The organism is Paenibacillus sp. Y412MC10 (genome assembly GCF_000024685.1).
Taxonomy (GTDB): Bacteria; Bacillota; Bacilli; order Paenibacillales; family Paenibacillaceae; genus Paenibacillus_AQ; species Paenibacillus_AQ lautus_A.
In genome coordinates this window covers 3,111,011-3,124,611 of record NC_013406.1, presented here as the reverse complement: position 1 = coordinate 3,124,611, position 13,601 = coordinate 3,111,011, and the positions used below count along the sequence as shown (strand labels likewise).

The window sequence follows — 13,601 nt, the reverse complement described above, 5'->3', positions numbered from 1 at the left end:
GCTGTTATGTGGTCATTTCGCACTGATGATTTCATACTTCGGCTTCACATTGTTAAAATCCGGGTTGGTTCCGCTGACCATTAAGCCCATGCCCCAATCGAAGTGAACATCCGCGGTCGGCACATCCGAAGCATCGCGATATTGGAACAGGATGTTTCGGCGCGTACGCTCGCTCCGGTTCACGTCCGACCCATGGATGGTCAAGTAATTGAAGAACAATACATCGCCTGCCTTGGCCGGACATGGAGTCCCCGAAGATAAAGGATGCTCTTTATGGTTCAAATAGTAAGCGCCGACATGCGGCAATACGCCCTGCTTATGAGAGCCGGGAACGACGCAGAGGCAGCCGTTCTCCATATCGGCGTCGTCGAGATGAACGCTGGCAGCAAGCATCGTGTGATCCCGATGAGGGAAATACGGATAATCCTGATGCATGGGGAATGCGGCCCCGTTAGAAGGGGGCTTAACCAGCATTTTGGAGTGATGCAGCTGCACGTTCGGTCCGATGATCCCGTTCAGCACTTCGGTCATTCGAGGATGGATCGCGGCACGCATGAAAGCGGCATCATGATATTGCACGTCGTGAAATCCTTTCAGAACCAGCTTCTTAAGCTGTTCAGGCGGCAGGAAATCGCCCTGCCATGCATGGTTTTGATCCGATTTGGCGCGTGCCGCCCTTTGGATAATCCCTTCAACGGCCGTTCGCATATCTTCGACTTCCTGTTGATTATAAACGCCTCGGACCAGCAAATACCCATTCTCTTTGTAAAATTGCACATCCTTCTCGTCAATCATCGCCATGCACCCTCTCGATATTTTATGGAATATCTAGTTTAATTATAGTGAGGGCAAGCGGGATCGTATTTGCACGGGAAAGACGACGTTTTGCAAAATTACGCCAGAAGGGAGCTGTTATTGCCTTGTACCATTGGAGCAAAAGCGAGGAACGGCTTAATCGTTTTGCAGGCCGGTTAGAAGGCGAGAGCCTCTCGTTCCTTGTCCATTACTGGGGAACCGTTCGTCATTTGACGGCCAATTCCTTGCATCGGCATTCTTTCGTTGAAATTTGTTATGTAAACGGCGGAACCGGCGTGTATCTCGAAGGCGACAGGACATACCCCTTGTATCCTGGGGTCGCTTTCTGTACACGTCCAGGTCAGCTCCATCAGATCAAGGACGTTCACGATCTGAATCTGTTGTTCGTTGCATATGATGCCAGGGAGAAACCTTCAGCCTCGGATGTAACGGCGGCATACTTGGAGGCGCTTCGGCGATGTACCGTTTGGACCGAGTTTGCCAGCGAATCGCCGGCCATCCAATTATGGAAATCCATGCTGGTTCGTTCGGAAGCCGAAGACTCGCTGCCTGCTTCGCTTCTGCCCAAACTTGCGCATGCGCTGCTCGAATCCTTCCCTGCCCTGTTCGGGGCTGCCCGCAACCTCGATGCGGCTCCGAGCTACTCAACCACGGTGCAGCTTGTCCAAAGGGCAAAACTGTACATTCGAGATAATCTGAGCGGACCGTTATCCTTGCCGGAAGTGGCGACATACCTCAACGTGTCGGAGCGGCAGTTGTCCCGCTTGCTTGCGGGCAGCATCCATGAATCCTTTTCGTCCATGGTTCGCACCGAACGGATCCGGGCAGCCGAGCTTCTGCTGCAGCAAACCCATGATCCCATCAAGCTGATTGCGGAACGAACCGGATTCTCTTCCGTTCATTACTTCACAAGGCTGTTCACCCAATTCAAAGGCATCTCTCCGGCGGTTTATCGTGCCAAATGGTTCTTAGGGACAGATCATTGAGCGAGAGCCGCAGCTCAAGTATATTCCAAACAAACGACGGCCTTGCCCAGCTTCTTCGAATAGAACAAATACAGCGCGTCTGCTCCGTACGCCTGAAAATAATATCCCGTCAACCGGCCGACATAGGTAAAAGTCTCTCCTTCCAGCGTACGCGGCACATGCGACAGATTGGTCTGCTCGAAGCGCAGCCAGTCCTCAAGAGATTCCCCCTCTTCCTGCAGATCCCGCTGTACCTCTTCTGACATAAAGCCAATGTCATCCAGCAGACCATGGATCTCCGGGAAGCTTAATCCCCAGCCCTTCTCCTGCTTTTCCTTGAATTCTTGAATCAGCGCGTCCGCAGATTCCGCAGCACGACCAAAAGACGAGTAAGGGAAAATATGCCCCTTCTCTTCATAGAACCGCTTGCGGGCCATAAAGTCCCGCTCATTGTCGGCGTACGCTTCTGCCAGCGTCTCATGCTCCGGTTCCTGCTCGAGCAAAAAGTAGTTCCAATCCGCTTCAAAGCGGTATTTTCCGTTCACTACATCAAAACCAAGCATATCCTCCTTGGTATACGGCCGGTGTTCGGACGCGGTTTCTTCGCCAACGCTGCCGTCGTATATTTCTTTGACGGACACAAAGTGCAGCCACTGATCCTCGCCCGGAAACAGGCACTTCAGATTCAGGGAAAGAATCGGAAGAAAATGCTTCCGGTACCGCTCCACGTCGCCTTCGAATACATCCTCGTAAGCCGGAAAAGGACGAATATGAGATTCCGATATATTCATAGCTTGCTCACTCCTTCAAATTAGGGGAATCCGCGTAATTGACGTATCGCTTCATTCTCTGTTCGAATACCGCATGATACCGGAAGGTCCGTGGATATCGATCTTCGCGAAGCTTCTCGGACAATACCGATTGACCTTCCTGATAACGGACCGCAAATTCACATTCATCATAGAATTTGCGGGAAAGCCGGCGAAGCTCGTGATCTTCGCCTTGGCTTCGCCAACCCATCTGGATCATATCCAGCTGGTCCAATGGATCGCGATACATGTCCAGCACGATGCAGGAAGCCGGGCCCTCCGTCTCCTGGAATACCAGAACATGACCGGTGTTCACCGGACTATCGAAATACCGCTCATAGATCTCCTTTACGGGAACCGCTATGCCAAGCCGATCCATCACGGCTTTAAAGTTAGGGTGTACCCTATACTCGTCAGACAGCTCATCCGGATACCATACAAGCTCGGAGATCGAAGCCGTTATATTGAATTCATATTTCATCCCTTGCCGCCTCCTTGCTTGCTGCAGAATCAACGTCCTATTCGTATTCGTGATACCATCTTCAGTTCGTTTAATAGATTCTCTACATACGGGATATTCTACCATATATCAAATCAGAGATAGAATTTCTCGCGCTTAACCGCGATGACTCGGCGTGTTATAATTCGGTTAACATGCTGGAAGGGATGAAATGAATGCTGAAACTGGAAGCGGCTTTAACTAGATTCATAGAACAACAGGACTTATATAATCGGGGTTTCGGGCTCTTCACCGATCATGAAATACGGCAGCGGTCCGAGGTCCGGCTGCCGCCCGTGGATGACCGTATCACGCTGTCCCCTGAGCTGACCTATCTATATAGCCATTATGAGATGATTGACGCTATGGCCGAAGGAACCCATAAAATGAAAAACGCGGCGGTTGAGATCGGCGAATCGGCTGTCATTTACTTTGTTTCTCCCGAGCATCTGGTCCGGCAGCAAATGGGCTATCGCTGGATTAGCGATAGGGGGGAAACCATAGAATCGAGCAATTGGCCAGCTCATCACGTTGTCATTGCCAATGTGAACGATGATCCGCTGATTGTAGATGTTCAAGCCAGTGGTTCACCCGTATATGCCGCTTTCGAAGGTGGCGAGCCTAAACTGATCGCGAATTCGCTTGCGGATTGCTTTCACGCGCTGTCCATCCTCATTGAAGGCGCTCTGCTTTTTCAAGGTGAAACCAGCGACGAAGAAACTTATGAGACGAAGCCTGATTTTCTCGCCCATGTGATGCCGCCACTGTCGGATCTTTTGGGAAGCGAGCAAATGGATGCCCTGCTGGAATATTTATCGCTTCGATAAACGAAGAGGGCTGCCTGCCAACATAAGCAAAGGACACACCTCATTAAGAGAATGTGTCCTTTGCTTATTAATCAACTGCCCACCGTCCCCCTAGTCTTCACTCTTCAGGCCCATATACCTCAAATTCCCAAATGGAGTATCCGTATATTGTAGCCCGGACTGTTCCGTACATCCGTACATACCGCGCGTCCGCTTCGTCAAAAGTTATCGTCTCAAGACCGCCCTTGCCTGTCGTGGTGCTGTATACATCTCTCCAATTCGCCTCATCGCTTGGATCGTCGGCTACCTGAATCCGGTAGCTCTTCCCATAAGCGGCCTCCCAATAGAGCCTGACTTCGTTTATCGTTCGCGTCTCTCCGAGATCCACATAGATCCAGCCGGGGTCCACGCCCCGCTTCGAACCGAAGCGCGTAGTTAAACTTCCGTCGTTAACGTACGGCGCGGTATCCTCCAATCCGTCATTGGACGAAGCCATGGCTGGACGGTGCAGCGCCAAATTGGTTTTTGGCAGAGGTTCCTCATTCTGAACGGGTCTGATCGTGACATCGCCGTAATGCTCTTTGCTCAAGAAGTTCATCTCGTGCAGTGTAGTTGCCGGCAAGCTTGATCCTGGCATATAAACATTCTCGAACATCAGATCCGTAATCTCGGCACCTTCCATACCCTTGATCTTGGCAAAACTTTCACCTGCGTCGCGCACCGTAATATCCTTCACTTTAACGTCTCTGACGGGTCCCACGCCGTTATTGCTTCCATTTACCGTGAACATGGTCATCCATGCGCTATTGTCCTCGTTCTTGCCGCTGATATCTTCGACGTCCATCGATTTGAATGTTACGTCACTCACCGCACCGGTGCCGTATTTATGATGAATGGCGAATCCCACAGCCGCTTTATAAACGACTCCGTTTCGGAATACGATATTGGATTGATCCTGCATGACGCCTTGACCGATCTTATAACCGTAGCATAAGGTCCAAGCAATCGTATCCTCGAATAACACATTGCGAACGGGCTCCGGATTGCCCGGCCATGGCACTTTGCCCGAGGCGATATCGGTATCCTCTTTCCAGGCTTTCGTGGAGAACGGGTCATCCAGCGAAATGCCGATCGCATTTTGTACGACGACGTCTTGGGATTCGCAAATATCGATCCCGTCATTTTCCCCCATCCCCAAACTGTTGAACAGCTTCAGATTTCTGAAGGCAAGATCGTTAGAACGTACCGTGACCACCGCCCAGCCCGATGATTCTCTAATCACGATCCCTTCCATGACAAAATGGGAGGTAGCTATCGGAACAACGAGGTTATTGATCATTCCCTTGCCATTGGTTCCTTTGTCGTCGTGTAGCGCTTGCCCGTTGCCATCGATCGTGCCCCGTCCATAGATCCGGATATTCTCGGATTGAAATGCGGTTGAGATCCACCAGGTAGCCGGTCGTCCCATGGAATCCTTAAACCAGTGCTCGGTGTAATCGCTGGTTCGTCCTGTACCGACCAAGGTGGCTCCCGGCTCCATGTAGAGGGCCGTATTACTTTTTAATACCAAATTGCCGATTTCATAGGTTCCCGCCGGCATGTAGACAATACCCTGCGCACCGTCTCCTCGAGCGGTACCGTAATGACTGGCATCGTCAATCGCCTGCTGAATGGCCCCGGTTCTTACCGAAACTTCGGCCGCTGAAGAACCTGAGGATACAACATGATAAGGAGCGGATGTAATATTGAAAATGCCCTCGCCGGTTGAGGCGGGTGCATCCGTTTCGAGCGGATCCGCCGCGATGACCATACGCGTCTTGCGGTTATTCATCATCACAATCAAATACTCGTCCGATTGGGTCGTGAAAGTGATGGTTCGTCCTTCAATCTTATCGGCTTGGATGCCCAGCTTCTTGGGACTTATGGAGTATTCGTGTACCTTGTCCGTATTCAGGATCGTTAACTCGTAAGTGACAGGACCGTCGGACATGGAAAAATGCGCATAGTCATAATCGCTGAACCCCTTCACCACCGGGACGGGTACTCCGTTCGCTTTGAGCGTATAATTGACGGAGCTTTCATACCTTTCCGATGGCTCGTAGGCTACGATTGTAGCTGGAGTAAATGCAGCCCCTCCCTCCGATGCTTCCGCTTGTAGATTCACGGATGGTGCCAGCAAGGCAGCAGCAAGCGTAAATCCAAGTGCCGCACGAAACCATGTTTTGACGAATGACATTACATATTGCCTCCTTTTCGTTCGTTTTTCAAAAACCCTTTCATACCTGTCTGCTTCCATATGGCGCCTCTTCATTATAGACTTCATGGATAGGACGATTAATGAGGGTAATTCCACAAAAAGGGCAGATCCTATATGCTAATTCATTCGGGACGTACCCTCTCCGGTTTCATATTCTGGGGAACCAAGCTTGGAACATGTGACAAACCGTAACGAACGAAAGCATAGCGGTTTTGATAGATCGGGCTGTCCTGATCAAGGTCCTTATCCGTCCATCCGGGTTTATTCTTAAAGCTGTCCGGGCCGACCTTAAGGGGTTCCCCTTTCACATGATGGTGCGGACCTAGCAAGTTTCTGCAGCTTCCGATTAACTCTAGTTCAATCAGGTTCTCTCCTGAAATGAGATATTCAGAGATATCAACTTCGTACGGCTCCCATAAGAAAGTGTGGATTTCTTGTCCGTTTATGGTTAATCGCGTGACAATTGCATTCGGCCTAGCGTCAAACCGCCACAGCCATTTAGCACGGTTATCCAGACAGATGGAAACCGTCTGCGCCAGGCGGAGGCTTCCTGCGAAGAACGGCAAGCCCTGACTGACCAAATCTTCTGCCAGCGAACATTCGTGCGGACGTTCGGAAAGAATGAACGGGCCGTCCGAAAAAAGGACACTATCCCCTCCATCAACAAACGGCGATTCCGAGGTTACCGCAAAATCTCCTATGATATACACGCTCTCGAGCTCCGAATCAAACGTAAGCTTATTTGCCTCAGATTCAAATTGATTGGCACGCTTTATAGCCGTATACGTTTCGGGCGAGTTCCAAAAATTGAGCGCAAGCCTGATGGTATTTCGTCCGTGCTGAAGGCAGCCTGTAATATCTAATTTTTTGAAAGCAACGTCTCTCCACCAGCCACAACTATGGGATGCTACTTCGTTTCCGTTCACCTGGATTTTCGTTTTCTCCGGATTCTCTAAGACAAGATACAATTCCCGTTTCATCAAGGGATCAAATGCAACGGCAACCTCGAATTCCAATTCGATTTGCACCGGTGCTCCGATCTTCAGCAGCTCTTCCTGGATAAAAATAAGGGGCCGTGGTTTTGACCACTCGCCTTGTTCCACCCGATACCTGCACGTATCCAGCGTTAAACTGTTCTTATCGATATAATCAATTCTCCACCGCTCACCCAATGGTAGAATCTGCCCTTCGGCATGCTGTTCTGTTACCGTAACAGAATCGTTTAGCTCCTCATGATCCGGGACAACCCGAATCATATAGGATTGAGCTGGATGCAGCGTCAAGTTCAACCGAATGCCGTCGGGCATTGCTTTATGGTTCAGCGGCTCGATCGCGCCGCTCTCCAAATGAATAAGAAAAGGCGAACCCTTTCGATGAATAGTCACCACCGTATCCGGATAGCGCTCTTCTCCGGAATTCACCAGGTAATAAAGATAAGAGCCGTCCAGCTCAAGTGTCTGAACGTTAACCATGTCCGAGATAATGGGATTCCCGATTCCGTCAGTTACAGAAATGGGAGGTGAAACCGTATCCGTAAGCATCTTCACCAAAGATAATCGACTCATATCAGGTTTCATTGCAGCGTCTACGACACGCATGATGTCCTCGCAACGTTCCCCATTGATCAAGTAAGGGTAAGGTTCAAAAGCGATCAATGTTCCTCCTTGAAGGATAAACTGATGCAGCAATTTCACGGTTACCTTATTTAAGGTAACACAAGGAGGGATGACAACGACCCGATAACCGACCTCTCCTACAATGAATCGTCCGCCTGCTACCTTACCATGACGTTCCATGATTCCCTCGCTGCCGTAATCATGCTCGATGAACGATTGACACATCCAACGGGACAACTGGGCAAACGCTTGATGGTAAGGCTCTATCCTGCATGAGTCCGAGCCCGCTTGCTCCACCCAAGCAGTCCGAATAGGATGCATCAGGAGTACCTCGGCCTGTCGCTCTCCCTCCATAAGCAGCATGGACAAACGGGCAAAATAATCGTTAAACCGGTGATAGTGCTCCCACCAAGGCTGCTGATAGAACAAGGATGGCGGATAGTCCCTTTTGCGCAGCCCTCTTAAGGAATAGGCCTGCAAGTGCTGACACATGAGATTCATGCCGTGAACGAATTGCCACTCCCCAATCCGCTTTAGATCCTGAAAGCTGATATTCCATCCGGTGCAGCCATAGCTCTCGGTGATGGCTTGTTTTTTACCGAGTTGACGCACAACGGAGCTGACTTGTTTGGGAACAAGCGGCTCTTCGCTAACGGATCGGCCGAGCCAGTCGCAACCGGGAATTTGAAGGTACTCATAGAAGAGCAACGGATCGCCTACTGAAGTCGCTTGGCTCATAAGCGTCTGCTCGTCCACGACATGTCCGGCGGAAGACCACCCCCGCTCCCCGCACCACGCTCCGATCTGCTTGGCGTAGGCTTCCGTGAACATCGTGGTAACACACGCCCAATAATCGTATCTTGTCCTGCGACAATTCTTCGTCTCCAGAAACAGTGACGGAAGTGCTTCCAACAAGCAATACCCAAACCGGGTTTCAAAGGCTTCTTCCAGCTCCAGCGACCACGGAAAATCCCCCCGTCCAAACTGCGGTTCATCCGTGAATATTCCTTTGAGCACAGTGCCGTATTCATTGCCGAAATGTGCCCAGTAAGCTTCATAGATGGTCGTAATGAACGCCTTCACGGCCTGTTTGCTTAGCGTGTCGATATAGTACGGATTGACCTCGTAATATACACGAAAGTCAGGACTGCAAGGATCATCCGGAGTGAGTAACAGCAGCTCTTCACCGCTCTGAACATAATAGGCTAACGTCACGTTTTCTCCGTCCGTAAACGGAGCCCATTCATAAGCCAGCCGCTTCTGCTGATAAGCAGGGCCAAGTGCAGGCACCTTACCGTCGGCGAAACCGCTGGGCCAGCCGTTTTCGTCATACAGCCATACCTCAAGCCCGAGCTCCTGGCTTTTTTCGATGCAGGCCTGGATGGCCTCCATCCATTCCTCACCCATGTACGGTACCGTAAGTCCCCCGCGGGCATGTATGAAAAAACCGCCGATGCCAGCCCCGTGCATTTCTTCGATCTGCCGTAAGAGTTCGTTCTTATTCAGATCGTCGTTCCAGGACCAAAACGGCACCGTTCGATAACGGGTTGGAGGATGCTGCAGAAGGTTCCATACCGTCATTTTCTTATCCCACCTCGCTCTAATCGTTGAGACATAATTGGATCAATTCATCAATATGTGCCGTAGCCAAACATTCCACCGCGTCCGCTGCACCGTAATAAATTTTAACCTCGCCATCCTCTTCAAGTATCATGCCGCCAGGGAAGATCACGTTGTTCCGAAAGCCTCCTTCGGTCTCGTAACTAACCTCTGGCGTCAGCAAGGGCTCCTTATACATACCGATGATTTTTTTGGGGTTATCCAAATCCAGCATCATCAAGCCGGCGGTATAACGTTTTTTCCAGGAGGGTTCCCACCCGTTCTTGCCTCTTGCAGGATCAAGATCCACCGCATGAAAAGACGTAAGCCAGCCAAACTTCGTCTTTATTGGAGGAGCCGCGGGACCAATCTTGTCATTGGCAAACGCGACGTCTTCGACAGCGAGCAGCAAACCGGAATTTCCCCAGTACTTCAGGTCCGGCGATTCCGATATCCACATATCAAACCGATCGACTCCCCCTCGGCTGTACACCGTGAATGGCCGCTCCAGCCGTACATAGTTGCCGCCAATCTTCTCGGGAAACAGCACCATGTTGCGCAAATCCGGCGTTGATAGACTCAATATTTCAAAGCTCACAAAATCGTCAGTAACCGCTACGCCTCCGCGAATGCCATGCTGCGTGTCCACAGCAAAACACATGTAACATCGACCATCGATAACGGTGAGCCGAGGGTCATACGCCCGAATGATCTCTTGGTCATGCAGCTTAAAGCACGGCTTTGGCTGCACCTCCCAATGAACTCCGTCATCGCTAAAGGCGACGCCAAGGTCGGTGGTATGATGGGGCTCGAGCGTCCGGCGTTCTACACTTCCGTAGTCGTTACGAAACACCATCACGTATTTCCCGTTGAATTTGGTCACACCGGCATTAAATACAAGCGCTGTCGGATATGGAACGCGGGACGCATCCAGAATCGGGTTATCCGGATGACGCCGAATCACGGAACTTGAGATGAGATTTCCGATATGAAGTGAGTTCATGGCAAAAAGCCTCCTGTTATGGTAAGTTGCCGCTAACCCTTTAAAGAGCCGGCGGTCATTTGCATAAAAGATTTGTTGGCAAAAATATAAGCGATAAGAATCGGGAGTATGGAAAGGCAAGCTCCGGCCATCATGAAGTGAGTCTGGGAAGCGGCAGCAACACCGTACTTCAGATTGGCAAGGCCCACGGTCAACGTCTGCAGCTCCGGTTTGCTGAGCGTAAACACAAACGGGAGCAGATACTCATTCCATGCCCCGCGAAAAGCAAACAGAGCACACACGCCAAGCCCGGGCGTCAGCAAGGGAATGATGATTCGCCAGAACGTTCTGCCCGGCGAGCAACCGTCGATGCGCGCGGCTTCATCCAACTCTCTGGGGATCCCGTTCATAAAGCTGAGCAGGATGAAGAATGCTGAAGCATGGGCGCTGATTAATATCAGGATTACGCCCCACAGCGAGTTATGAAGATGAAGGCGAATCATGAGGTCGAATTGAGGACGCAGCACCACGGCGCCGATGGCGACAAACATCGTAAATGCCTGGAGACCGACGTATAGCTTTTTACCGATAAAGTCCATCCGATTCACGACGTAAGCCGCCATGGAAGCCACCAATAACGTTCCGATGGTCGCGGCTCCGGCAACGAACAGGCTGTTCAGCGTGTACGTTGAGAAATTCGCTTGCTCCCAAGCTTCGATATAGTTGGAGAACTGCCAATCAGCCGGCAGAAATGTGGCTCCCGCCGTAAGTTCGGCATTGGTTTTGAAGGAACCGAGCAAGGTAATCACGACGGGAAACAGCGTTAAAAATGCGACGACGATCAGAAACGCCCACAGTATAGTATTCCATGCGATTCTCATGAACGTTTCCCCCTTATTCGTTATGACTCATGCGTTTCGAGCCATAGAAGTACAGTATCGTAATGACGCCGACAATCACGGCCGTAACAAAAGCTACCGCGCTGCCATAGCCGAACTCCTGGATTTGCGTGGATGCCGTGGAGCCTGCCGGAGGGAAGAACAATTTATATACGTATAGGAACATGACATTGGTTTTTCCGATCGGACCGCCATCGGTCATGACCATGATGCTCTCATAACCTTTTAGGGCATTGATAATGGCCAACATGATGATCATTTGCATCACGGGTCCAAGCATAGGGATGGTAATGTATCGGAATTGCTGAAATTTGCTTGCCCCGTCCAATGCAGAGCTCTCATAAACATCCTCGGGAATGTTTTGGAGCCCCGCCAGAAAGAGTAGCATGTAATTGCCAATCGCCCCCCATACGGCCACGAGAATGACGGTCAGCATGGCATAATCCACGCCCAGCCAATCGATGGCATTTCCGATGATTTGATATTTCAGCAGAAACTGATTGAGAATGCCATTATAGGAGTTAAAGATCGTAAAAAATACGACCGCCATTACGGCGGTGCTTATGATCGTCGGCATAAAGAAAATCGCTCTGAGCAAATTTCTGCCTTTGATCCTCCAGTTCAGAATAACGGCCAAGATCAGGGCAAGCGGTATCGAGAGCAGGAGTTTGCCTCCGGCGTATATGAACGTGTTGGCTACGGATTCCCAGAACTGATGATCCTTCACGACACGTTCGAAATTGGCCAATCCTACGAATCGTTCGGCGCCAAATCCTTTATAATCGTAAAACATATACCTCATCGCCCACATGATCGGGTAAATGCCAAGAACCATGGTCAGAATAAAGCTCGGCAACAGAAAGCTGTATGAAAAAGCAACACTCTTCGCTTTATTCATATCCTCTCAACTCCTTGCGGTCTCTTTAGAATTTAAGAAAGGATGGGGCATGCCCCATCCCCTGTGACACTTTCTATTTAGCGTATTGTCCGGCAAGATCCAGCGGATTAAAATCTGCCATCGGCTCCGCCTTCACTTCCCCGCTCGCAATGGCAGCATCCAAGGCGGCATTATAGCGGGTATTCAAATCGTCGATGATGGAATCCAGATCGCCTCCGCTGAGGATGTATTTGAAGAAGGCGTCGTCCGACTTCATTCCTTGTACCGGCACGGTCGGATAGACCGGCCAAACACCGTCGTATTGATTAGGCAGGAACCCGTCGATCCCTTTCACTTCAGGCTTCGCGGCAACAGCGCTAACCGAAGGAACCATCGATATGCCGAATCCCTTCTCTTGGTACTGTTGGAGGATCGACTCATCGTACATGTACGTTAGGAACTTCCATGCGGCTTCCTTGTGCTCCGACTCCGAGCTAATGGCCAGCCACTGACCGCCAAGGAAACCGGAAGCGCCATTGAATTGACCGTCTATGGAAGGAACGGGTGCCGCAGCCCATTCGATTTTGGCCGGGAATTGGGATTGGTAGACTCCCGCCTCAGCGGAAAAAGATAAGTACATGCCGATTTTTCCCTCAGCGAATTGAGCACGCAATGGATCAATATCAAGCGATTCGACACCCGGCAGCATGCTTCCGTCGTCCTTGATTTGCTTGAACGCCTCCATGATCGGCTTAAAGCCGCTAAAGTCATATCGGGCCGTCTTAAAATCATAGCCAAAGCCTCCGAAACCGCTTACCTCTGCGATGACGCGCGCAGAACGCCCTAACGCACTGGAAGGATTTTTGAAATTCTGGGCGAATCCATAGGCTCCGCTTGCCTTTCCTGCCTCCGTTATTTTCTTGGCGGTTTCGACCAGCTCATCCAAAGTGGTTGGCGGCTGCTCAATGCCAGCTTTGGCAAAAAGCTCTTTATTGTAAATCAGTCGCATGGTCGTGCCGTAGTTCGGCAGACTGTAGCGTTTTCCCTCAAAGCTGTTCAGATCCTCCATCAATGGAAACTTTTCCTTCATTTCATCCGTCAGAAACTCGTCGATCGGTGCAAGAAACCCTTTTTTATAGAAGGTCTGGATGGTGTTCTCTTTCACGCGGATGATATCCGGTGGCTCTGAAGTCTGGAAGGACATATCCAGTGCTTGATCGAAATCGTCACCTTTGATGACCAGTTCCACCTCGATGTTATCCTTGTTCGTCTTGTTGAATGTATCGATGGTCTCTTTGACAAACTCGGAATCATGGCGATCTCCGGTCCAATAGGTGATTTTTGTCTTGTCATTGGATCCGGCTTCCGCCCCTTGATCTGTGGACGTCGAGCTGCCGCAAGCTGCCAGACTTCCAGAAAGCATCAGGCATATCGCGGACATGAAGAATCTCTTGCTTATTTTCATCCGTGTTACCT

At 50.6% G+C, this 13,601-nt stretch carries 11 protein-coding genes; 2 read left to right on the top strand and 9 right to left on the bottom strand.

Annotated features, from left to right (window positions below; genetic code table 11):
- Positions 1 to 12 precede the first annotated feature (12 nt).
- On the bottom strand, positions 13 to 795 hold the full coding sequence (locus GYMC10_RS13675; RefSeq protein ID WP_015735002.1) for a phytanoyl-CoA dioxygenase family protein: 783 nt from the start codon (positions 793 to 795) through the stop codon (positions 13 to 15).
- Positions 796 to 920: 125 nt separating this feature from the next.
- On the opposite strand from GYMC10_RS13675, the gene GYMC10_RS13670 reads away from it, so the two are divergent.
- The gene (locus GYMC10_RS13670) at positions 921 to 1,802 is read left to right on the top strand and encodes an AraC family transcriptional regulator (protein ID WP_015735001.1); all 882 of its coding nucleotides are present in this window, start codon (positions 921 to 923) and stop codon (positions 1,800 to 1,802) included.
- A 14-nt stretch (positions 1,803 to 1,816) separates the two neighbouring features.
- On the opposite strand, the gene GYMC10_RS13665 is transcribed toward GYMC10_RS13670, so the two are convergent.
- Together GYMC10_RS13665 and GYMC10_RS13660 are read right to left on the bottom strand one after the other, a co-directional pair.
- Positions 1,817 to 2,572, bottom strand: a complete 756-nt coding sequence (locus GYMC10_RS13665) for a hypothetical protein (protein ID WP_015735000.1) — start codon at positions 2,570 to 2,572, stop codon at positions 1,817 to 1,819.
- 7 nt (positions 2,573 to 2,579) lie between these two features.
- The gene (locus GYMC10_RS13660) at positions 2,580 to 3,071 is read right to left on the bottom strand and encodes a hypothetical protein (RefSeq protein WP_015734999.1); all 492 of its coding nucleotides are present in this window, start codon (positions 3,069 to 3,071) and stop codon (positions 2,580 to 2,582) included.
- Positions 3,072 to 3,265: 194 nt separating this feature from the next.
- Here GYMC10_RS13660 and GYMC10_RS13655 point away from each other — a divergent pair, with 194 nt between their 5' ends.
- Positions 3,266 to 3,916, top strand: coding sequence for a hypothetical protein (locus GYMC10_RS13655; protein WP_015734998.1), 651 nt, complete (start codon positions 3,266 to 3,268; stop codon positions 3,914 to 3,916).
- A gap of 97 nt (positions 3,917 to 4,013) precedes the next feature.
- Here GYMC10_RS13655 and GYMC10_RS13650 read toward each other — a convergent pair whose 3' ends face one another.
- The 6 genes from GYMC10_RS13650 to GYMC10_RS13625 form a co-directional block, all read right to left on the bottom strand.
- Entirely contained in the window at positions 4,014 to 6,131 is a 2,118-nt protein-coding gene (locus tag GYMC10_RS13650; RefSeq protein WP_015734997.1) for a discoidin domain-containing protein, read from the bottom strand.
- A gap of 143 nt (positions 6,132 to 6,274) precedes the next feature.
- Positions 6,275 to 9,349 carry a glycosyl hydrolase gene (locus GYMC10_RS13645; RefSeq protein WP_015734996.1) on the bottom strand — a complete coding sequence of 1,025 codons (3,075 nt, stop codon included), beginning with the start codon at positions 9,347 to 9,349 and terminating at the stop codon, positions 6,275 to 6,277.
- A gap of 19 nt (positions 9,350 to 9,368) precedes the next feature.
- Positions 9,369 to 10,370 (bottom strand): glycoside hydrolase family 130 protein, encoded by a 1,002-nt coding sequence (locus GYMC10_RS13640; protein ID WP_015734995.1) that lies wholly within the window; start codon positions 10,368 to 10,370, stop codon positions 9,369 to 9,371.
- A gap of 32 nt (positions 10,371 to 10,402) precedes the next feature.
- Entirely contained in the window at positions 10,403 to 11,230 is an 828-nt protein-coding gene (locus GYMC10_RS13635; RefSeq protein WP_015734994.1) for a carbohydrate ABC transporter permease, read from the bottom strand.
- A 13-nt stretch (positions 11,231 to 11,243) separates the two neighbouring features.
- Positions 11,244 to 12,146, bottom strand: a complete 903-nt coding sequence (locus tag GYMC10_RS13630) for a carbohydrate ABC transporter permease (protein ID WP_015734993.1) — start codon at positions 12,144 to 12,146, stop codon at positions 11,244 to 11,246.
- A 73-nt stretch (positions 12,147 to 12,219) separates the two neighbouring features.
- Positions 12,220 to 13,590, bottom strand: a complete 1,371-nt coding sequence (locus GYMC10_RS13625) for an ABC transporter substrate-binding protein (protein WP_015734992.1) — start codon at positions 13,588 to 13,590, stop codon at positions 12,220 to 12,222.
- Positions 13,591 to 13,601: the final 11 nt, after the last annotated feature.

Bases quoted from the DNA above. Each gene is read 5' to 3' on its own strand.
- GYMC10_RS13660 (WP_015734999.1), bottom strand. From the start codon at position 3,071: ATGAAATATGAATTCAATATAACGGCTTCGATCTCCGAGCTTGTATGG.
- GYMC10_RS13630 (WP_015734993.1), bottom strand. From the start codon at position 12,146: ATGAATAAAGCGAAGAGTGTTGCTTTTTCATACAGCTTTCTGTTGCCG.
- GYMC10_RS13665 (WP_015735000.1), bottom strand. From the start codon at position 2,572: ATGAATATATCGGAATCTCATATTCGTCCTTTTCCGGCTTACGAGGAT.
- GYMC10_RS13640 (WP_015734995.1), bottom strand. From the start codon at position 10,370: ATGAACTCACTTCATATCGGAAATCTCATCTCAAGTTCCGTGATTCGG.
- GYMC10_RS13675 (WP_015735002.1), bottom strand. From the start codon at position 795: ATGATTGACGAGAAGGATGTGCAATTTTACAAAGAGAATGGGTATTTG.
- GYMC10_RS13655 (WP_015734998.1), top strand. From the start codon at position 3,266: ATGCTGAAACTGGAAGCGGCTTTAACTAGATTCATAGAACAACAGGAC.
- GYMC10_RS13635 (WP_015734994.1), bottom strand. From the start codon at position 11,230: ATGAGAATCGCATGGAATACTATACTGTGGGCGTTTCTGATCGTCGTC.
- GYMC10_RS13645 (WP_015734996.1), bottom strand. From the start codon at position 9,349: ATGACGGTATGGAACCTTCTGCAGCATCCTCCAACCCGTTATCGAACG.
- GYMC10_RS13650 (WP_015734997.1), bottom strand. From the start codon at position 6,131: ATGTCATTCGTCAAAACATGGTTTCGTGCGGCACTTGGATTTACGCTT.
- GYMC10_RS13625 (WP_015734992.1), bottom strand. From the start codon at position 13,590: ATGAAAATAAGCAAGAGATTCTTCATGTCCGCGATATGCCTGATGCTT.